The sequence below is a fragment of the Candidatus Zixiibacteriota bacterium genome (genome assembly GCA_035574315.1).
Lineage (GTDB): Bacteria > Desulfobacterota > Binatia > UBA9968 > UBA9968 > DATLYW01.
On sequence record DATLYW010000016.1, the window covers coordinates 30,289 to 50,635 of the forward strand.

Below are 20,347 nucleotides of genomic sequence, written 5' to 3' on the forward strand. Positions count from 1 at the left end.
CCGCTCACATGGCATCCTTCGGGCTTACGCTGGCCAATCGCGGGGTCATCATCGGCGCCGTCAAGGTGCCCGAGCTTTACGACATGGCGCGCCGCGCCGAGGAGTCGGGCGTCTTCGACACCGTCTGGGTGGGGGACAGCCTGCTCGCCAAGCCTCGCCTCGAGTCCGTGACGCTGCTCTCCGCCCTCGCGGCTCTGACGAGGAGAGTCCGGCTTGCGGTCGGCTGCATGGCCACTTTCCCCCACCGCCACCCGGCGCTCCTCGCTCACCAGTGGACCAGCCTCGACGTGCTTTCCGGCGGTCGCGCCTGGCTTGCCGTCTGTCTCGGCGGCCCCAACGAGCAGAGCCCGGCTCAGGCGCTGGAGCACCGGGTCATGGGGATCAAGGATACCGAACGGGTGAGCCGGCTCGAAGAAGGCGTGGTGATCCTGCGCAAGCTCTTCAACGAGGAAAACGCGTCCCATCGCGGCCGGTACTATCAGTTCGAAGGGGTGACGATACAGCCCCGTCCCGTGCAGCGTCCGCTGCCCATCTGGATCGCCAGCAACCCGACCGGCCTGACGTGGAAAGACGGCGCAAGCGCCCCGGCGCCCACGGTGGAAAAGAGCCTGCGGCGCGTGGCTCGCCTGGCGGACGGCTGGATGACCAACAAGGTGAGCCCGGAGGAGTTCAGGAGCCAATGGTCGCGGATTCTGGCCATGGCTCGGGAAGAGGGCCGCGACCCCTCGCGCCTCGGCAGCGCCCTTTACCATAACATCAACATCAACGACGACCGGGGAGCCGCGCTCGAGGAAAGCAAGGCTTTCCTCGACAAATACTACACCACGAATTTCAGCATGAGGTTCGTGGAAGGCTTCACGACCGCGGGCAGCCCCGAGCAATGCATCGCCGAGCTCAAGGCCTATTTCGCCGCCGGGCTCGATCACATCGCCCTGCGTATGGCCTCCTGGGATCAAACCGGGCAGCTCAAGCGTTTTCTTGACGAGGTAGCCCCGGCTTTCGCGTAACGCCCGGTCGGCTCCGGCTTCCGGTCCCGGTTTGTCGGATCGAGCTTTTGAGCCGCCGCGAACGGCAGGCCCCGAGAACATGTTGACGGGAATCGACCACCTTGTCATCGTGGTCCGCGATCTCGATCTTGCCTCCCGGGATTACCGCCAGCTGGGCTTCACGGTCATCCCCGGAGGCCGCCATCCGGTCGGGAGCCATAACGCTTTGATTACCTTCGCCGACGGCTCTTATCTCGAGCTCATCGCCTTCTACCGCGACGCCCCTGACCACCGCTGGTGGGAACCGCTGCAAAGAGGGGAACGACTCGTCGATTACTGCTGCCGGACCGACGATCTGCAGAGCGACACCGGTAAGTTGCGCGAGGCTGGAGTCGCGATCAACGACCCCGTGCCGTGGTCGAGGATCCGGCCGGACGGATACGAGCTCCGGTGGCTGCTGGCGCTGGCCACGGGAAGCCACCGCGGCGTGGCGCCGTTCCTCATCCAGGACGTAACACCGAGGGAGGAGCGCGTTCCCCCGGACAGCGGCCATCCGAATCGGGCCGCCGGAATCGACACCGTCACGATCGCCGTAAGCGAGCTTTCCGAGCCAGCGCGCTGGTACCGGAGCGTTCTCTCCCAGTCCGGCGAGCCGGTCGAAAATCGCGCCCTCGGAGCCCGTGGCCTGCGGTTTCTCATCGGGCCGCACGCGGTCGAGCTGATAACGCCCCGGCAGCCGCAAAGCCCGCTCGCCGACTGGCTCCGACTCTACGGGCCCTCGCCTTACGCTGCGAGGCTACGCTCCGACGGCGGACCGCGGATGGAGCTCGATCCTCGGCTGACGCACGGCGCCAATCTTTCGATCGGTTCCTGAGCTCCGCCCGGAACCCTAGCGGTGGAGAGCCAGAAAGGCGAACACCTTGGCGGCGTCGAAGACGTTGCTGACGGAAACCAGATCGTGATCGGTGTGCTGGAAACGGATATCACGCGCGCCGTAGTTGATCGCCTGAATGCCGCGCGCGTTGAACAGCCCGGTGTCGTTGGCCGCGGTCGAGAAGCCGTAAGCCGGAGTCTGACCCAGCATGATGCGAATGGCGCTGTCCAGTGCGCGCACCACTTCCGCGTCTCTCCCCACTTCGCTCGGATACATGAAATCGCGCGCCTCTACGGTGATCGTGAACGGCTCGATCGTTCCGATCGCCTCCCTGATCTGCCGGACCGCTTTTTCCGGATCGTCTCCGGGCAGGAGGCGGCGATCGAACAGGATGCGGCATTCGGCCTGGATCGTGTGCGTAGCCTTGGGAAAGCTCTCGATGGAGCTCGGCGCCAGCGTGACGCGGCCGAGCTCCGGGTGCGAGCGATCCTCCGGATAGGGCATCAGCGGCTTTAGCCTTTCCAGCACCCTCGCTGCGCCTTCGATCGCGTTGACGCCCTCCCAGGGACGGCTGCTGTGCGCCTGTTTTCCCTTGACCGTCACCAGCACGTCCACCCTTCCCTTGTTCCCGAGCTGGATCTGCGGCGGGCCGTCGACCACGCACCAGTCGATTTCCGGACGGACGCGGTCCAGGACGTAGGCGAGCGAGTCGTGCCGCCCGGTCTCTCCCGCGGTGCTCACGACGAAGTAGAGGTCCCCCGGAATTTCAGCTCTGGTAAGGCCCAGGAATCGCACCGCCGCAATCATCGCCGCGAGGCTTCCTTTTTGCTCGCAAGCCCCCCTGCCCCACACGCACTCGCCTTTCAGGTCGTAGGGTCCGCCGTCGACCAGCTTGCCGGAATAGGGATCGGGCATCGTGCCCGGCGCCGCGTTCATGGCGTACCCCACCAGCATCAGGCGCTCGGCTCCCCCGCGCCCCTTGAGCGCGAGGATCAGGTTGCCCCTGGGATCGATCGCCGGATGGAGCCCGGCCTTCTCCAGCTCCGGTTTGACGACCTCGCTGATCAGCCCGAGCACCCTGGGCTCGGATTCGAGCAGCTCTGTTTGCGGGCTCGGGTATCGGACCAGCCGGACGAGGATTCTCCTGATCTCCTCGTAACGCAGGTTCTTCTCGATGATCCTCTTGGCGGCTTCCGCGTCCATCCCCGCTTGCCTCTCAGGCTCCTTCGGCGGCCGTTCCCACCTTGCCGAGCCGGCGCGCAACCAGAATGAGCCCCACGGAAACCCCGCTGACGATCACGGCGAGAGCGCACATCGGGCCGAGGTTGCCGTCCGCGTAGAAATGGTAAAGAAGCGGGCCCAGCGGCTCCGAGCCCGGCGAGTAAAGGAAAATCGACATGCTGAACTCGCGCAGATAGATCGTCGCGAGCAGGATCCAGCCCGCGATAAAGCCGGGACGGAGCAACGGCAGCAGCACCCGGCGGAAGGTCGCGCCGAAGCCCGCGCCGCAAACCAGCGAGGCCTCCAGCAGGTCGTTGTGGAGCTGCACGACCGTGCTGGTCATGCTTCTCAGGCCGTACGGCAGGAAACGCGTGATGTAACCGATGAGCAGGATCCACAGCGTCCCGTAAATCGGCAAGGGCACGTAGACATAGGTCCACAAAAGGCCGATGGCGAGCGCCGTGCCGGGAAAAGCCCACGGAATGAAGGTCAGCGCCTCGATCAGGCCCCGACCGGCCGCCTTGGTCCGGGTCGTCACCCAAGCGGTGACCGAAGCGAGGAGCATGCACAGCGTGGCTCCCGTAACCGCGAGCACCAGACTGTTCTGCAGCGCCCGGTAGGTACGGGTGTCGCCCAGGTTGGAACGATAATGCTCCAGGGTCAGCAGGTCCCACGTCTTTTGGCCCGGAACATGAACGTAGGTGACGAACGACACGTAGAGCAGCACGACGAACGGCAGCACGACGATGAAGAACAGGATCGAGCCCGCGGCGATCGAGGCCGGCCACCGCCACGCGCCCAGATCGATGATGTTGGGACGGTAGCCCCGCCCCGTTACCGTCACGTATCGTTCCGCGCGAAACGTGAGCTGCCGGTAGAGATAGACGAAGAACATCGTGATCAACAGCAGCGATACGGCGTAGGTGGCCGCCAGGTTCTGATTGGGCGGGAACGCACCGATCGCTTCCCGGTAGATTTTCGTGGTGAACACCTCGATGCGCGCGGGGAGGGCAATGATCGCCGGAGTCTCGAAGCTCTCGATCGCCCGGACGAAGTTCAGCATGACCGCGGCGAGCAGAGCCGGTCGGACGATCGGGAAGGTGATCCTCCAGGCCACCTGCAGGTTGCTGGACCCTGCAACCCGCGCCGACTCCTCGAGCGCGGGGTCCATCGAGTAGAGCGCCGCCGAGACGATCAAGAACGCCAGCGGCGTCGTGATCAACGCCTCGACGAAGACCATCCCGCCGAGCGAATAGACGTTCAGCGGCGCGCTTTCCAGCCCCAGCAGGTCCATCAGCAACCGGTTGATCAGCCCGGTTCTCGGGCTCAGCAAAATCGTCCAGGAAACCGCGAGCATGACCGGCGGGAAAATGTTCGGCACGATCGCGGTCAGCTCGAACAGCTTCCGCAGCGGAGCGTTGGTGCGGATGGCGATCCAGGCCAGCATCGCCGCCAGCGACGTCGCCAGCACCGACGAACCCGTGGCGAAGAGAAAAGAGTTGAACAGCAGTCCGTAGGTCGCCGGATCCGTGTACGCCTGGCGGTAATGGGCGATCGTGAAGCTGCCCGCGACTCCCAGCGGCTGGCTGAGAAAGCTTCCGTAGAAAAGCATCAGCGTCGGCGACAGGGCGAGATAGGCGATCACGACGGCGATGCTCACGACAACCACCTGCTGGGGGTCCTGGCGAAAGCCCCGCAACGGGCCTTCCAGGATGCGGGCCAGCACGGATGCGCTATGAACGGTGGTTGCTTTCAACGATGGTGATCCAGAAGGGCCTTGTCGCGAACGGGAACGGGGCGAGGGAGCCGGGTCTGGCCCGACTCCCTTCGGGGGAAACTTGCCGAGCCGAGCAGGCTCGGCGCCTATTTTCCGTAGAAAATTTCCCGGAACGTCACGGTTTGCAGCTTCTTGAACTCCTCGGCCGTCGGATTGTCCATGAAAACGATGTTCGGCGCCACCTTCTCGGCGTCCTTGATCGGCGGAAGAATACCGGGAGCGAGCACGAACTCCCCGTCCCCGGCGATGTGCTTCTGCCCTTCGGGAGAACAGGCGTAATCGACATAGAGCCGCGCCGCGTTCGGGTGGGCCGCTTTCACCCCTACGGCCATGTAATTGGGATCCGCGAGATACTTGTCCATCAGGACGTAATGCACGGGCCCCTTGTACTGCTTGACGTATTTGATGTAGGTGATACCCACCAGCGCCTCACCCTTGATGATGGCGTTGGTCACCGGGGCCAGCGACTCGACAAGGATGGGACGTTGCTTGGCGAAGGCCCGGACGAATTCCAGCCATTTGTCCTTCTTGAACTTTTCCAGGTTCCAGAGAAATTGCGCCGTGGTCGTGTGGCGCGTGGGATCGGGAAAAGCGATCTTGCCGGTCCACTTCGGCGCCAACAGGTCGTCGAAGCTCTTGGGTACGTCGGCCGCTTTCACCAGCTCGGTGTTGTAAAGAATGCTGATCGGAAGCACCCGCCATGGCGTGATCAGCGCGTCCTTCTCCTTCACGCTCGCCGGAAATTTTTCCGAGGCCGGCGGGATGAACTTGGCGAACAGCCCCTCGGAGCGCATGATCAGCTGCACGCCGCGGTTGGCTTCCACGACATCGAAGCCAGGCTTGCCGGCGCGAAACTCGGTCAGCGCCCGTTCGGAGACCTTCGTCGAATCGCCGCGCCAGTACTCGACGTCGATCCCGTATTTGGCCTTGAAACCCTTGTGAAGGTCGGCCATCGCCTGCGGCACGACCGAGCCGTATACCACCACCTTCCCTTCGCGCTTGGCCGCCTCGACGTTGACCGGCTGCGCCAGAGAGCGATCGGCCGGGAACAGCCCCGCGCTCAAAAGAATTCCCAGGACGACGATGCCGCGGATGATCATGTTATCCAGGACTCCTCCCTTCCACGGTGTTCGAACCGCCTAAAACCTATAGAGCCGCCACCCTTGTGTCAAGCGCCTTTCACGGAGTGAGGCGCCCGTCTCCGTCCGGGAGCCCGTGCGGTTCAGCCGCAGAGATCGGCGGCCATCTTTACGGTTCTTTTCCTGGCTTCCTGTGTTCCCATCGGCAGGAGAACCGGCAGGCTCAGTCCCTTTCGAACGAAAAGCTCCAGCCGCTCCCGGCACTGCCGCGCGGTGCCCGCGACGGAATGCGCGTGAACGACCTCGTCGCTGATCAGCTTCCTTGCCTCCTCCCAATCGCGCTTGCCGACGGCGGCCGCCAGGCGCTCCTGATCCACCGAGGCGCCTCCGAGGCGGATGTTCTCCGCGTGGTGCGGGTTGCGGAAGATGTAGGCGAGAAACGTCTTGTTGGCCTCGACCGCCTCCGCAGGGTTTTCCGACACCGACACCGTGATGAAGCCGGCGACGTCGCAATCCGAGGGGTCCTTGCCCGCCCGCGCCGCCCCGTTGCGAACGTCGCCGATGCAGCGCGCGATGTAATCGGGCGCGCAACCCGCGGAGAGCAGAACGCCGTCGCCGATCTCCCCGGCCAGCTCGAGCATCCGGCGGCGCACGGCGGTCACGTACATCTTCACGGGCGCCGACGGTTTCAGGCCCATCGTCGCGCCGTCGATCCGGAACCGCTCGCCCGCGAACCGGACGGTCGCGCCCGCCAGGAAAAGACGCAGCACGTGGACGTATTCTCGCATCGTCTTCAGCGGGTGTGGCGATTCGATTCCCGCCTCCTTCAACGCCGCCGCGTTCCCCGTGCCGGGGCAGGCGATCACTCTGCCCGGGGCGAATTCCTCCAGCGTCGCAACGGCCATCGCCGTGACGATGGGATGGCGCGAGTACGGGCTCAACGGACCCGGGGCGACCTTGATCCTCTTCGTCGACGCCAGCAGGGCCATCGACGCAGCGATGGAATCCCTGAAGCAGAGATGGTCGGACATCCAGAGCGACTCAAGCCCTGCGTCCTCGGCGAGCCGCGCCAACTCGATCATTTCCTGAATTGAATAGAACCCGTCGAAGCAAAGCCCCAGGCGCATCGCCCCTCCCTTCTACCGGAAACCCTCGCGCACCGTTCGATCGAGCTCTCGCGGTCCGGCCCCGGCGAGCCCCATGCGGTTCAACGTCAGCCCTTCGCGCCGGTAGTCGATACCGGTTACGGCGGCGGCGAGCGTGATCGTCGCGTCGATCACGGGGCATTTCAGCCCGACGACGTTGCCGATCTCGGCCATCGGAACGAGCCCGTAGCCGACGTCTTCATGGATATAGCGATGGTTCAGAGACGGGGGCGCCTTGATGGACCGATTCGGCGCGCTCTCGTGGATGGCGCGGTAGACCGATCCGGCGGCCCGCGCCTCCGGGGTCGTCAGGCCGGCCTGGTAGAAGATCTCGACGAAAGGCACCGGCTCCAGCCCCAGGGCCCCCACGATCCGCAGACGCTCCCGATCGATCGCTTCGATCCAGCGCGCCACCGAGGGCGTGATCCCTTCCCGGTAGTAGAGAAAATCGCCGCGGCTCTGCTCGATCCAGCCCGCGTTGGCGAGGGTTCCCGCGGGATGCATGAGCGCGTTGATGTTCGAAAACCCGGTTTCGAGAACGTTTTCGGCCGGGACGATGTTCGGAAAGATCTCGCGAAGCTCGGCGACGAGCGACGCCCCGCCCGCTGCCGGGAACGCCGCGCACCTGAGATTCGTGGTCCGCCGGTAGATCTCCACGCAAGCGGGCTCGGGCATGCGGCAGATATAGGTGAGCGTGACCGTCTCGCAGAGGCGGATTTCGCCCGCGAATCCCGCGCGCCTGAGCGTGTGCGCGAAGTGGAGCGACCCTCCCGTGTGGCCGGGGTTCAGGAGGATCGTACGACCGGGGCCGAGGCGAGGCGCGAGCTGCTCTGCGAGGTAGGCGTGGGCGAGCGCGGGCGCGCTCACCACGATCAGATCCGCCCCCGCCACGACCGCGGCGATGTCGGTACTGATTTGCGCGAGGGGCGAGAAGCTTTCCTCGCCGCCTTCCCTCAGCGCGATGCCTCCTCGCGCCCGCAGCGGCGCCAGCGTCCTCTCCGAGCGGGAGAACAGCCGCACATCGTAGCCGCGCCGCGACAGATCGGCCGCCGCTGCGCAGCCGCCGTTCCCCGCCCCGAGAATCGCGACGCTGTGGATCGCCATCGACGTCGGGTCAGGCGAGACGGTAGTGACGGAGCTTGTCCTCGTCCAGCTCCACACCGAGCCCGGGCCGGTGCCAGATCAGGATATCGCCCGCGTCGAACGGGAAAGGCTCGACGACGATGTCGTCTTCATAGTAGCGGCCGGCGAGGCCGTCTCGCTTTTTTTCTCTCGGCGCGGAGACCGGGAGCACGCACCCCAGTTCCACCACCCCCGTGGAAGCGGCCAGGTGAAGGTTTGCAGCGTTGCCCACGCCGGTTTCGACCGACCCGTTGACGTTGCACGGCAGGGCCAGGGCCTCGGCGATCGCCGCCACTTTCTTCGCCTTGAACAACCCGCCGGGCTTGGTCGTGTAGATGGAGATCAGATCGGCGGCTCTCTTGTTTCCTATTTCCACCACGTCCTCGGGAGTCCACGCGCTTTCATCCGCCATGATGGGGGTCTTCACCCGGCGCGCCACTTCGGCCATGGCGTCAACGCCCTCCACCGGCTGCTCCATGTAGAAGAGGTCCCACTCCTCCATGGCGGCGATCACGCCGACCGCCAGCTTCGGCGTCGCGTACCCCTGGTTGGCGTCCACGCAAATCTTGATCTCGGGCCCGAGCGCCTCGCGCATCCGCCTGACGAGATCCACGTCGCGTTTCGGATCGACGCCTCCCTTGAGCTTGATCGTCTTCACGCCCTCGGCCTTCACCTGAAGGGCTTCCTCGATCGCGGTTTCAGTCTCCATGAGGCCCAGGCTGTGGGCGATCGGGACCCGATCCCTGAAGCAGCCTCCGAGCAGCTGGTAGGCCGGGACGTTCAGCGCCTTTCCCACGACGTCGTACACCGCCATATCGACGGCGGCCTTGGCGTATGGATAGCCCTTCACGGCCGCGTCCATCGCGCGGTGAACCGTTTCGATCCGGCGCGGGTCCCGATCCTTCAGTGCCGGCGCCAGGATGTCGCCGATCACGTGCACGGTGGTTTGCGGGGTTTCGCCGAAGTAGCGGCCGTGGTCCCCGCCCCAGTCCTTCAGCACCGGGGCCTCCCCGAGACCGATCAGTCCCTCGTCGGTATGGAGCTTGACGATCACGTAAACCCCGATCGGCGTGGTCAGGCTCGCCCAGCGATGGGCGCGCCGCGTCGGCAGGCGGATCGGGATCGTCTCGATGGCGGTGATCTTCACCCCGGCCTCCGGCTCAGCCGACCTGCATCAGTGTGTCGGTCGGCGTGTAGTCCGAAAGCAGCTCGCATCCGTCGGCGGTCACGCGGATCATGTCCTTGTTCTGCAATCCCATCCGCCCGGGAATGTAGACCAGCGGCTCGATCGCGGCCACCATGCCTTCGGCCAGGATCTCGTCCCCGTAACGCCCCATGTACGGCTCCTCGTGGAGGAACAATCCGATGCCGTGACCGACGAAGCTGATCGGCTCGAAGCCAAGGGAGCTGAACTTTTCCAGAAACTTCCGGTAGACCGCCTTGCACGGCGCCCCGGGGCGGATCTCGTCCATCACCAGGCGCTTGCACTCGATCAGGTTCGTCCATATTCTCCGCTGCTCGTCCGTCGGCTCGCCAACCACCGCGGTGCGACAGACGCCGGCAAGGTAACCGTTCTTCTGACCGAAGATCTCCATCCGTATCAGATCCCCCCGGCGGAGCCTTCGCTCCGTCGGCCCGACGTTGGGAAACTGGCTCCGCTCTCCCGACGCGATGATCATGAGCTTGTAGCTCTCCGCGCCCCCTGCGAAGAGCTCGCCCAGCAGACAGCCGGCGAGGTCCAGCTCGCTCATGCCCTCCCTGGCCTGCCGCAGCGCCTCGCAGATCGCCCGGTCCGTAAGCTTGCTCAAATCCCGGAGCAGAGCCTGCTCCCTCGGTGTCTTGATCTGCCGGAGCTTGTGGAAGATCGCGTCGGCCGCAACCCAGCTGGCCGCGGGCGCCAGCCGCGTCAGCGTCGCGAAGTCTCCGGCGGGGAGATACTCCATCTCGATCGCGATCCTGCCGCGGTCGAGCTTGAGGTCTCTGACCGCCTCGGCGAGCTTCGCCATCGGGTCTTCCGTGAACTCCCGGTAAACCCGCAGATCCTCGATCCCCGCGTGCGCGCGAACCGTGGTAGCCTCCATGTCGATGACGATCATGGACAGGCGCCCGTCCACGGTGACCAGGCACATCGCGTGCCGCCAGCGCATCAAGGACTGCGAGGGAACGACGAAGCCCGTGAGATAGGTGACGTTTTCCGGCGAGACGGCGACGATTGCGTCCAACCCCTCGCGGGCGATGCGCTCACGGAGTCGCGAAACGATCTCTCGGTCCATGATGTTGCAGCTCGGATGATCTCGGATGACGAAGCCATTAGGATACTTGCTGCTCCGTCGAGCGTCAAGGCGCTCTGCGTCGTGCGGACCGGTCAGCGCAGGACGCTGCCGCCGTCGACGACGAGCGTCTGACCGGTGACGAAGTCGCTGTCCGACGACGCCAGGTAAACCAGGGCTCCCAGGAGATCGTCGGGAGTCTGCAGCCGTTTGAGGCAGCGCGCCTTGAGCTGAAATTCGGTGAATTCCCGCGGCGCGTTTTGCCCTTCGTGCTCGACCAGTCCCGGGGCGATCGCGTTGACGCAGATGCCGTACCGACCGACCTCGCGCGCCAGCGAGCGGGTCATGCCGACGAGGGCCGCCTTGGAGGTGACGTAGTGGAGAAACAGAGGCGTGCCGGCGAAGACGGTGGAGGACGATATGTTGATGATCTTGCCGCTCCGCTGCTGCTTCATCCAGGGAAACACCGACTTGGCGCAGAGAAACGGCCCCTTGATGTTGACGGCCGCAACGCGGTCCCACTCCTCGGCCGATATTTCGTGGAACGGCCGCCGCCGAATGTCGAGAAAAACCGCCGCGTTGTTGACCAGGACGTCGATCCGGCCGAAGGCCTCGACCGTTCGGGCCGCCATCCGGACCGTATCTCCCTCCGACGAGACGTCGGTCCGGAGCGCGAGCGCCTTTCCCCCGGCAGCCCGGATCTGTTCCGCGACCGGAGCGCCGTCCAGGACATCCGCGATGACCACGGCGGCGCCCTCGGCGGCGAGCCGCCGGGCATAGGCGGCGCCGATGTGCCGGGCCGCACCGGTCACCACGGCGACTTTTCCCGCAAGCCTCATCGGTCATCCCGATCGAGTCGCAAGACGATCAAACCTCTTCGGTCGCGGTTCCCCGTCAGCGCAGCCGTTCAAGGTGAATCTTGAAATCGAGGGGCTTCCACCATGGCGCAATGCCCAGCGATTCCGCGATCACCCGCGCTGCATTGTACCCCGGGCCGCCAGTGATGTTGCCGCCGGGATGGCACGAGGAACCGCAGAGGAAGAGCCCATCGATCGGGGTCCGATACTGGCCCCATCCTGGGAAAGGACGGTTCTCCAGAGCCTGATCGCCCGTATACTCGCCGACCATCCAGTCCCCGCAGTACATGTTGCTGTCATGCCTCTCGATATCGAGCGGTGTGGTCGAATCGGTCGAGAGAATGTTGTCCTCGTCGAGGTTGGGCGCGAAACGCCGCCAGACCGCCAGCTGCTTCTCGACCCATTTGTCGCGCGCATTGTCCCAGTTCAGCGGATTGCCCCAAAGATGATACGGCGCCAACTGCCACATGAAGGCCGTGGCCTTGCCCGGCGGCGCCTGCGTCGGATCGTGATCGGAGGGCGTGGCGCCGTTCATGAAGGGCTTGCGCGGCAGTTCGCCCTTGCGGCAATCCTCGAACAGGGCGCGCAGGTCGTCGTATTCCTCCAGCCCCACGATATGCATGAAGGCATCGGCGACCTCGGGATGTCGTTTTTCGGTGATGTACTTCGGCCGCTCGTTGAGCGCCAGGTTGACGGCGAAGATCGGAGTGGTCCTGGAGAACCGGAAATTCGCCGCCATCTCGGCGAACGCGGGGTCCAGGTTCTCGCGCCCGACCAGCCGGACGAAGGTCTCCACCGGATTCACGCTCGAGGCGATGAAGTTTCGCGCCCGGACCACCGTCCCGTCGGCGAGAACGACGGCAGCCGCGCGCCCGTTCTCGATCAGGATGCGCTCCGCGCCGTTCGCCTCGATGTAGTCCACGCCGTTGTGGGACAGCATGTGGGCGAGATTGTCGCCCAGCGCGTGCGACGTGCCCCGGCACAACTGGGGGTTGACGCCCCACGCGATCATCGACGGGATCAGATATCCGGTTTTCGGTGCGTCCAGCTCGTAGCCCCGCATCACGCCGAGGAATCCGATAAAGGCGCGGACGCGCGGATGCGTGAAATGCCCGAGGATGAATTCCTCCGGGGTGGTGTCGAAATATTTGAGATACTCCCGACCCTCGGGAAGCCTTTCCAGCAGGGGCCGCTTTTCCTCGAACGGCACCGGCACGGCGTAGGTTTCCGGAAAAACGATGTTCTTGACCACCGGCTGCCAGCGCTCCCAGATGTCGAGGAACGAGCGCGCGTCCCGTTCGGAAAATCGCCCGATGGTTTTCGCCGTTCGTTCGGCGTCGGCGAACCAGCCGAGATAGGTTTCGTCCAGGAAGTGCTGCACCACTCCCGGGTCCGGCCGGTAGTAGTGGATGCCGAAGTTCTTCAGGTCGAGGTCCCGGTACCACGGTAACGTCGTGAGCCCGCGGTGAAACACGGAGTGAATGTTGTGCCAGAATCCCGGGTAATTGCGATCTTCGTGGGAATCCAGCCCGCCGCCGACTTCCATGTTTTTTTCGACGACCATGACTTTCTGGCCGCAGCGAGCGAGATAGGCGGCGCAGATCATGCCGTTGTGGCCGGCGCCGACGACGACGCCGTCGTATTCCAGAATTTTCGCCATGTCCCACCCGCGGAGCCCAGCCCCGCGCGAATCCAGCGCTCAGCCCGTCCGGCCGGGCCCGAGCGCGGGCGCGTCAGCAAGGGCGAGCCCGAGGTCTTCCTTCATAACCTCCCACGCGTTGCGCCCCGAACCCGCGATCACCGCGTCGGCCGGATGGAACGCTACGCCCACGTGATAAAGCCCCCGGACGGGGGTGCGGTAGCCCGCGAGCTCCTCGATCGGCCGGTTTCGCCCCATCTGATCCGCCGTCTTGCGGGCGACCCAGACCGAGCCGCGCCGCATGTGCCTCCATCGTCCCGACAGATAGAACGGGTCCAGGGCAACCTTGCTTTCGATGTTCCCCTCCGTCAGGCTCGTCGCGTAGCGGCGCCAGAACGCGAGAACCCGCTCCATGCACTCGGTTTTCAGCTTCACCCAGTCTTCCGGATCTTTCCCGTTGACCTGAAACGGGACGGGCACGAACACCGAGGCCGTGTGCTTCCCGGGCGGTGCTTGCAGCGGGTCGAAGAGGGTCGGGCAGATCGCGTGCAGGCAAAGATGCCGCGGAATCTCCCCGGCGCGGATCTCTCGCCACATCGCCTCCAGGTCTTCCGGGCTCCGGGGACCGAGGCTCACGCTCATCGCCTGGGCGACGGCGGGATCCACGGCTTCATGCAGGGCGTAACGCACCGGGGCCTTGAGGGCCAGATGAACCTCGAAACAGGAGAACTCGTCTCCCCGAATGTCCTTGACCCTCTCCACGAAACTCTTCGGCAGGTGCTCCTCGCCGATCATCTCGATGAACGTCGAATACGGATCGACGCTGGAAACGACCGCCAGCCGCGCGCGCCATTCCCGGCCGTCGCGCAGCCGCACGCCCACCGCCCGGTTTCCGTCGACCAGGATTCTCTCGACGTGGTGCATGGCGCGGATCTGTCCCCCGTGACGCACGTAGGCCCGCTGCAACACCTGGGCGATCGAATGCGACCCGCCCCGCGCCAGCTCCGGTTTCTCGTCGCCCGCGATCAGCTTCAATACTTCGATGCCTGCGCCCGCATAGTCCGGAGCCACGCCGCGCGGAATCGCCATCTGCGACAGGATCAGCGTCTTGACCGCGTCGTCCTCGAACAGCTCGTCGACCACCTGGCGAGGGGTCATCCGCCACAGGCGTTGAAAGTCGCCGGCATCGGGATCGCGTTCCAGCTGCTGCTCGAGGTCGCTCGACAGCGGGCTTCGATAGTAATAGGGGATCAAAGTCTCGCGGACGAGCCGGGAAAATCTCCGATGCGCGGCGCGCCAGGCAGCCGCGTCCCTGGCGGAGAAACGCGCGATCGACTCGACCGTGCCTTCCAGGACCTGGTGGTACGAGAGCGCTCTCCCGTCCTCCAGCAGCAGCGCGCTGATCACCGGCGGACGAACGAAGGCGGCGTGATGGGTGTCTTCCCACCCGAGCTCCCTCCAGACCGGCGAAAGCTCCCGGTTGTCCTGGAAATAGGCGAGCGTATTGTGCCAGTAGCCGGGCAGCGTGATCTCCTCGCTGGCCAGCCGCCCGCCGTTTTCCAGGCGGCTCTCGCAGATCACCGTCTCCAGGCCGGCCATCCCCAGGTAGGTTCCCAGCGCGAAGCTATTCTGCCCCGCGCCGATCAAGATGACGTCCCAGTCGCGCTCGGCCGTCGGCGCCGCCATCCCGTCCATGTACGATTCCTTCAGCGCAGAAAGAGCTTCCGGTACTCAGCCATCTTTTCCGCGAACGCCTTCTTGTCGAGCTGCACCATGGTCACGGTCTCGATCTTCTCGGCGCCGGGGATCGGAGGGTAGATCCCCTTGCGATTGACCCATTCCCCGACGCCCGCCATCAGTTGAAGGCCTTCCTCCCCGAGGAAGAAGTCGATGAAGGCTTTTCCCGCGCTCGGGCTGCGCGCCTTGGCGCCTAGGGCGATATAATGGCCGTCCCCCATGAACTTTCCCAGCCTCACGTAGTCGAGAGGAATCCCCTTTTTTCCGTAGAAAACGACGTTCTTGATGAAGCTGATGCCGATCGGAGTCTCCCCGGTCGTGATCCGCTCTCCCGAGGGCGTCAACGATTCGACGAGAAGAGGCCTGGTGGCCGCGAGATCGCGAATGAACTTGTCCGCCTTTTCCTCCCCGCCCAGGATCTTGTGCAGGCTCGCCAGCCACTGCGCCGTCGTCGTGTGCTGGCTCGGGTCTGGCATCACCACCTTGCCCCGATATTGAGGCTTGAGCAGATCCTCGAGCGACCTGGGGGCTTCGCTCTTCTTCACCAGGCCGGCGTGGTAGACGATCCCGATCAGCACGTCACGGTAGCGGGGCCCGAGGTTCGGGTCGACCGCATGCTTGGGGAACGCCTTGGCCGACGGCGAGTCGTATTTCGCAAAAACCCCCTCGCGTCGCATGAAATCCATCGGCGCGTCGTTGGTCAGGACCACGTCGAAGGCGGGCTTGCCGGCGCGCGATTCGCTCAGCACCCGGTCCATCACCTTCGTGGAGGAAGCCCGCCAGTACTGCACCTCGATCCCGGTCTTCTTCCTGAACGCGGAGGCCACGAGGTCCATCGTGTCGTTCTCGATCGATCCGTAAACGACCGCCTTCCCTCCTTCCTTCATCGCCGCTTCCAGCAGTTTCGACTCCTGACCCCGGCCAATGGCGGCGCCGAACGATAGCCACAATACGATCGAAAATACGATTGTTGTACCCGCGGAACGCATCGTCATCGTCGTCCCTCCCTGAGGCTGATTCCGTCCTTACTCCAAAGGGGGCGCGATTTCCACCGCACGCGGGCCGCTATTTTTTATCCGCCCGGTCCTGGAGGAGATTCCCGGGAAGCATCAACAACGGCCCCTGGGCTCCGCCGCCCGTGAGGAATTGAGGCAGCTTGCCATCCCACCTGGCGAGGTACTGCTGCTGGATGACGAGCGGCCGGAGCGACGCGGCGACCTTCGTGTTGTAGTACTCCTCGGCGTCCGCGCGCAGTCGTTTGGCCGCCGCTTCTCCTTTGGCCTTCTCCAGCTCCGCTTCGCCCTCTCCCCGCAGCGTGGCGATCCTCGCCCTGGCGTTCCAGTCCGCCGCCACCGAATTGCGCTCCGCGATCTGCGCGTTCTCGACCGCCTCTTCGTATTTCTTGTCGAATCGAATGTCCGCCAGGGAGACCTCGTTAAGCGCCAGGCCGTAGCGCGCCAGCCATTCCGTCAGACCCTTTTGCACGTCGAGCTTGATCAGCTGGCGCTGCTGCAGGATCTCGGCGACGTTATGCTTGGCGGTATTCGCCTTCAGCACCTCCGGAGCCGCCGCGGCGACGATCACGTTGACGTAGTTCGGCCCGATCGCCCGATACACCTCCGGCGCCCGGTCCGGCAAAAGCCGGAAGTTCAGCGCCATGACGACGTGCACGATCTGCTGGTCCTTGGACGCCGCGTCGTATCTTTCCTGGAACTTGACGACGCGGGTGTCCATCCTCACCACGTCGTAAAGCGGATTCCACACGACGTTGAGGCCTTCGCGCAGCGGCTGCGGGTCGACGTTTCCGAACAGGACCTTGACCCCGACGTGGCCGGCCGGAATAACCACGAAGATCGACGTGACCACGACGATCACAGCCACCGCCACGCCCGCCCCGAACGTGGCTCTGGAAGCGAGATCGAGGCTTCTGGCGACCTCGGGTCGCCGCGTGGCCATGCGGCCGAGCAGGCGGCCCAAACCGACTCCCAGGACGACCATTATCCCCGCGAAGATGAGTTTCGTCATGTCCCCCTCCCGTTGAATCGCGCCGGCACCCCGCGGCCCGCCACCGCTGGCGGCCCCGGCGCGGACAATTGTCTAACTTGCGGGTATCTGTTAGCCTGCAATCGTAGCGCAACATGACGCGCCAAGAAAAGCTGAAAAAAATCCGCGAGGAGCTCAAGCAGGTATTTCTCGAGCGGGGAGAGCTGATCGACGCCGCGCTCTGCGCCCTGCTCGCGGCGCAGCACGTGCTGATCATCGGGCCGCCCGGCACCGCCAAGTCGATGCTCGCCGACGAGCTCTGCCGGCGGATCGAAGGGGCAAGCTACTTTCAGTGGCTGCTCACCCGCTTCTCGACGCCCGAGGAGATCTTCGGCGCCGTCAGCCTGAAGGCGCTCGAGCAGGACGATTATCGCCGGGTCACGAGCCACAAGCTGCCGGAGGCTCATATCGCTTTTCTGGATGAGGTTTTCAAGGCTAACTCCTCGATTCTCAACGCTATTTTAACACTCATCAACGAACGGCTCTTCCACAACGGCAAGGAAATCGTGCGCGTGCCGTTGCTCACGCTCTTCGGCGCGAGCAACGAGCTCCCCGAGGACGACGAGCTGGTCGCCCTGTATGACCGATTCCTGGTGCGGTATGTGGTGGGCTACATCGTCGAGGATTTCCGTTTCCTGCGGATGCTGGAGTCCCGCGCGCCGGCCGAGCGGACCACGCTCAGCCTCGCGGAGCTGGCCGAGAGCCGGCGGGAAGCGGCGGATATCCCGGTCCCGGCTCACGTCTACCGCAGCATCGCCGACATCCGCCGCGAGCTCAACAAGAAGAACATTCAGGCTTCCGACCGCCGCTACCGTCAGTCGTTGGCGCTGCTGCAGGCCCACGCCTACCTGGAGGAGCAAGCGGAAGTGGATGAGCGCAACCTGTTCTTGCTCGAGCACGTGCTCTGGCGCGACCCCGCGGAGCGCGAGCAGGTCCGGGCGACCATACGCGAGCTGCTTCTCGGCTACGAGCAGGAGGTCACCGAGCTCCTCTACGAGTCGCGCGAGCTGCGCGACTCGGCGCTGCGGTCCTGGGAGACGAGCGAGGAGCGCGCCCGCGCGCTGATCGAGCTCCACACCAAGCTGCGCAACATTCTCGCCAAGGTGGATCAGATCATCGAGAAGGCGCGCAGGCTCGGCCGTCCGGTGGACCGCGTCGGCACGCTGCGAAGCGAGATCGAGCAGATCCAGAAGCAGATGCTGGAGCAGTTCTGATGCCCCCGAAACGCGGGCGCAAGGTCACGCTGCCGAAGACCCTCGAGGAGCCGCTGCCGGAGAACACCTGCTGGGTGGAGAGCGACGCCTACGACCGGCGCGTCTACGGCCAGCTGCGTGCCGAATCGCCCTCCCTGCGCGAGCTCGAGCAGAACGGCGGCACCTTTCTGCCCCATTTCGGTTCCCTCCTCCAGGACATTTTCTGCGCCCTGTTCAAGTACAACGTGATCGTCCGGGACGCGCGGGACGTGCGGCCCAGCGCGCTCTTGAACGAACGTCTGCTGAACGCCGTGCGCCGCGGCCGCCAGTACGAGCTGCTGCGCGATCAGACGGTCCTCAACGAGGCGCGCGCCGGCCTTTCGGCCCTGCTGATCGGCGAACGGCTGCTGGCCCTGCTGCGGGCCGAAAAGCTCGTGACGCGCCGCGACATGCGGGACCTCTGGGACATCGAGAAACAGGAAGAGATCGTCGCCGAAAAGCTCGCCGAGCTGCACAACGCCGCCGAACTCGACAAGGAAGCCGCGTCCGAGCGGGCGGCCGAGGCGCTGGCTCAGGCGGCGAAGCGTCTCGCAGGACAGGCCCAGGGCGCACAGGCTCTGCTGCGCCAGAAGGTCGCCCGCCTCAAGGACGACCTCCAGCGCTTCGAAAGCCAGACGACCCGTGTCGAGGCCGAGGCGATCAAGGTCACCCAGCAGCTCGAAGAAGCCAGCGAAGAGACCGAGGCGTGGGGCTCCGCGGTCGGACCGGGGCAACGCTCTCCGGCGGGCGAAAAACTCGAGCTGGGGAAGCGCCTGGCCGGGAACGATAAGCTGAAGAAGCTCGCGCGCATGGTCGGGCGGATGAAATTTCACGCCCTGGGGCTGCGCAAGAAGGTCTTCGAGCGCGCCAGTGAAGAGGTGCTGGAAGTCGAGCGCGGGGAGTCGCTCCACCGGCTGCTCCCCCACGAGCTGCTCACGCTGCACCATCCCACCTTGCGCAAGGATTTCTACCGGCGCTACCTGGACCAGGAGCTGATCCAGTACTCGTTGCGGGGAATCGAAGAAAAAAGCAAGGGTCCGATGATCGTTTGCCTGGACGGCAGCTCCTCGATGGCGGGCGACAAGGAGATCTGGGCCAAGGCGGTCGCGCTCACGCTGCTCGAGATCGCCCGCCGCCAGCGGCGGCTCTTCCGATCCATCTGCTTTTCTTCGGAAGACACGCCGCTGCAGGTCCTCGATCTCAACCCTCGCAGCCGTTACGACGTCGACACGAAAAGGGTCATGGACCTCGCCGAATACTTTCCGGGCGGCGGAACCGATTTTCAAACGCCCCTGGACGCCGCGCTCGAATGCCTCAGGCAGTCCCGTTTCAAGAAAGGCGATATCGTGTTCATCACCGACGGCGAGTGCCAGGTCAACCCGCAGTGGGCCGAGCGATTCCGCAGGGACAAGGAGAAGCTCGGCTTTTCCCTTTTTTCCATCCTGATCGACGTCGGACCGAGTTCCCTCGGAACGCTCAAGGAATTCAGCGACCGCATCACGACGATCAAGCAGCTCACCGGCGACGAGGCGAAGGACATCTTCGTCAACTTCTGAGCCGCGCCGCCGTCCGTCGATCCCATAGCCGTCAAATCGAGAAATCCGGCGCCGCCGCCCGCCGCACCCTGGACTCCAGTCCCAGGAGGTGAAGGATTCCCCGCTTCAGCCGGGCCAGCGACGCGCTCCCGCGGTCCCGCGGCCGTTTTTCGGGAACCACGATGACCTCGCGCACGCGGCCCGGAAGAGCGGACATGACTACGACGCGATCGGCGAGGAAGAGCGCTTCTTCGACGTCGTGCGTGACCAGGATCGTGGTTTTGGTCGCATCCAGCCACAGACGCAGGAGCTCATCCTGGAGCGTCAGGCGCGTCATCGCGTCCAGGGCGCCGAAGGGCTCGTCGAGGAAGAGGACGTCGGGATCGACCGCTATCGCGCGCGCCAGGCTCACCCGCTGTCTCATTCCCCCGGAAAGCTGATGCGGATAGTACGACGCGAAATTTTCCAGCCCCACCATGCCGAGCAGCGAGGCCACCTTCCGGCGAATGGCGTCGCGATCGCGTTTTTGAATTTCGAGGCCGAGGGCCACGTTTTGAAACACCGTCCGCCAAGGGTAAAGTGCGTGTTCTTGAAAAACCATGTTGTGCCGCGGATTCGGCCCCGTGACTTCCGCGCTGTCGATCAGGACCCGTCCCGCCGTCGGCCGGACCAGACCGGAGAGAATCCTAAGGAGCGTGCTCTTGCCGCAGCCGCTCGGCCCGACGATCGCCAGCAGCTCTCCTTCCTCGACGGCGAGACTCACGTCCTCGAGAACGCGTAACTCCCCGAACGACCGGCAGAGGCTTTCGACGACGATCTTGGACATGAGC

The 20,347-nt window shown here is 64.8% G+C and carries 17 protein-coding genes; 4 read left to right on the top strand and 13 right to left on the bottom strand.

All coding sequences use genetic code 11. The annotated features are described in order from the left end of the window. The first annotated feature begins 8 nt into the window (after positions 1-8). A complete protein-coding gene (locus VNN77_04825; GenBank protein ID HXG50718.1) occupies positions 9-1,007 on the top strand; it encodes an LLM class flavin-dependent oxidoreductase in 999 nt (332 codons plus the stop codon). Between the two features lie 79 nt (positions 1,008-1,086). Then, on the top strand, positions 1,087-1,860 hold the full coding sequence (locus VNN77_04830) for a VOC family protein (protein ID HXG50719.1): 774 nt from the start codon (positions 1,087-1,089) through the stop codon (positions 1,858-1,860). A 15-nt stretch (positions 1,861-1,875) separates the two neighbouring features. On the opposite strand, the gene VNN77_04835 is transcribed toward VNN77_04830, so the two are convergent. The 12 genes from VNN77_04835 to VNN77_04890 all read right to left on the bottom strand — a co-directional run bounded on the left by VNN77_04835 (position 1,876) and on the right by VNN77_04890 (position 16,732). Continuing rightward, the gene (locus VNN77_04835) at positions 1,876-3,063 is read right to left on the bottom strand and encodes a M20/M25/M40 family metallo-hydrolase (GenBank protein HXG50720.1); all 1,188 of its coding nucleotides are present in this window, start codon (positions 3,061-3,063) and stop codon (positions 1,876-1,878) included. Between the two features lie 13 nt (positions 3,064-3,076). Continuing rightward, complete coding sequence (locus VNN77_04840; protein ID HXG50721.1) at positions 3,077-4,837, bottom strand: iron ABC transporter permease; 1,761 nt, start codon at positions 4,835-4,837, stop codon at positions 3,077-3,079. A gap of 107 nt (positions 4,838-4,944) precedes the next feature. Then, complete coding sequence (locus tag VNN77_04845; GenBank protein ID HXG50722.1) at positions 4,945-5,958, bottom strand: extracellular solute-binding protein; 1,014 nt, start codon at positions 5,956-5,958, stop codon at positions 4,945-4,947. Between the two features lie 122 nt (positions 5,959-6,080). Continuing rightward, positions 6,081-7,064 (bottom strand): LLM class flavin-dependent oxidoreductase, encoded by a 984-nt coding sequence (locus VNN77_04850; protein ID HXG50723.1) that lies wholly within the window; start codon positions 7,062-7,064, stop codon positions 6,081-6,083. A 12-nt stretch (positions 7,065-7,076) separates the two neighbouring features. Then, complete coding sequence (locus tag VNN77_04855; GenBank protein ID HXG50724.1) at positions 7,077-8,186, bottom strand: NAD/NADP octopine/nopaline dehydrogenase family protein; 1,110 nt, start codon at positions 8,184-8,186, stop codon at positions 7,077-7,079. Positions 8,187-8,196: 10 nt separating this feature from the next. Continuing rightward, on the bottom strand, positions 8,197-9,351 hold the full coding sequence (locus VNN77_04860) for an enolase C-terminal domain-like protein (protein HXG50725.1): 1,155 nt from the start codon (positions 9,349-9,351) through the stop codon (positions 8,197-8,199). 13 nt (positions 9,352-9,364) lie between these two features. Beyond that, positions 9,365-10,477 carry a Xaa-Pro peptidase family protein gene (locus tag VNN77_04865; GenBank protein HXG50726.1) on the bottom strand — a complete coding sequence of 371 codons (1,113 nt, stop codon included), beginning with the start codon at positions 10,475-10,477 and terminating at the stop codon, positions 9,365-9,367. 92 nt (positions 10,478-10,569) lie between these two features. After that, positions 10,570-11,313 carry a 3-oxoacyl-ACP reductase family protein gene (locus tag VNN77_04870; protein HXG50727.1) on the bottom strand — a complete coding sequence of 248 codons (744 nt, stop codon included), beginning with the start codon at positions 11,311-11,313 and terminating at the stop codon, positions 10,570-10,572. A 55-nt stretch (positions 11,314-11,368) separates the two neighbouring features. Continuing rightward, positions 11,369-12,991, bottom strand: coding sequence for an NAD(P)/FAD-dependent oxidoreductase (locus VNN77_04875; GenBank protein HXG50728.1), 1,623 nt, complete (start codon positions 12,989-12,991; stop codon positions 11,369-11,371). A gap of 39 nt (positions 12,992-13,030) precedes the next feature. Next, complete coding sequence (locus VNN77_04880; protein HXG50729.1) at positions 13,031-14,665, bottom strand: NAD(P)/FAD-dependent oxidoreductase; 1,635 nt, start codon at positions 14,663-14,665, stop codon at positions 13,031-13,033. Positions 14,666-14,676: 11 nt separating this feature from the next. Then, positions 14,677-15,594, bottom strand: a complete 918-nt coding sequence (locus VNN77_04885; protein ID HXG50730.1) for an extracellular solute-binding protein — start codon at positions 15,592-15,594, stop codon at positions 14,677-14,679. Between the two features lie 178 nt (positions 15,595-15,772). After that, a complete protein-coding gene (locus VNN77_04890; GenBank protein HXG50731.1) occupies positions 15,773-16,732 on the bottom strand; it encodes a prohibitin family protein in 960 nt (319 codons plus the stop codon). Positions 16,733-16,845: 113 nt separating this feature from the next. On the opposite strand from VNN77_04890, the gene VNN77_04895 reads away from it, so the two are divergent. Beyond that, the gene (locus VNN77_04895) at positions 16,846-17,964 is read left to right on the top strand and encodes an AAA family ATPase (protein ID HXG50732.1); all 1,119 of its coding nucleotides are present in this window, start codon (positions 16,846-16,848) and stop codon (positions 17,962-17,964) included. Next, positions 17,964-19,538 (top strand): hypothetical protein, encoded by a 1,575-nt coding sequence (locus tag VNN77_04900; protein ID HXG50733.1) that lies wholly within the window; start codon positions 17,964-17,966, stop codon positions 19,536-19,538. The genes VNN77_04895 and VNN77_04900 overlap by 1 nt, the downstream gene beginning before the upstream one ends. Positions 19,539-19,569: 31 nt before the next feature. Here the strand turns inward: VNN77_04900 and VNN77_04905 are convergent, their stop codons facing one another. After that, positions 19,570-20,343: an ABC transporter ATP-binding protein gene (locus VNN77_04905; GenBank protein HXG50734.1), complete on the bottom strand. Its 774-nt coding sequence runs from the start codon at positions 20,341-20,343 to the stop codon at positions 19,570-19,572. Positions 20,344-20,347 lie beyond the last annotated feature (4 nt).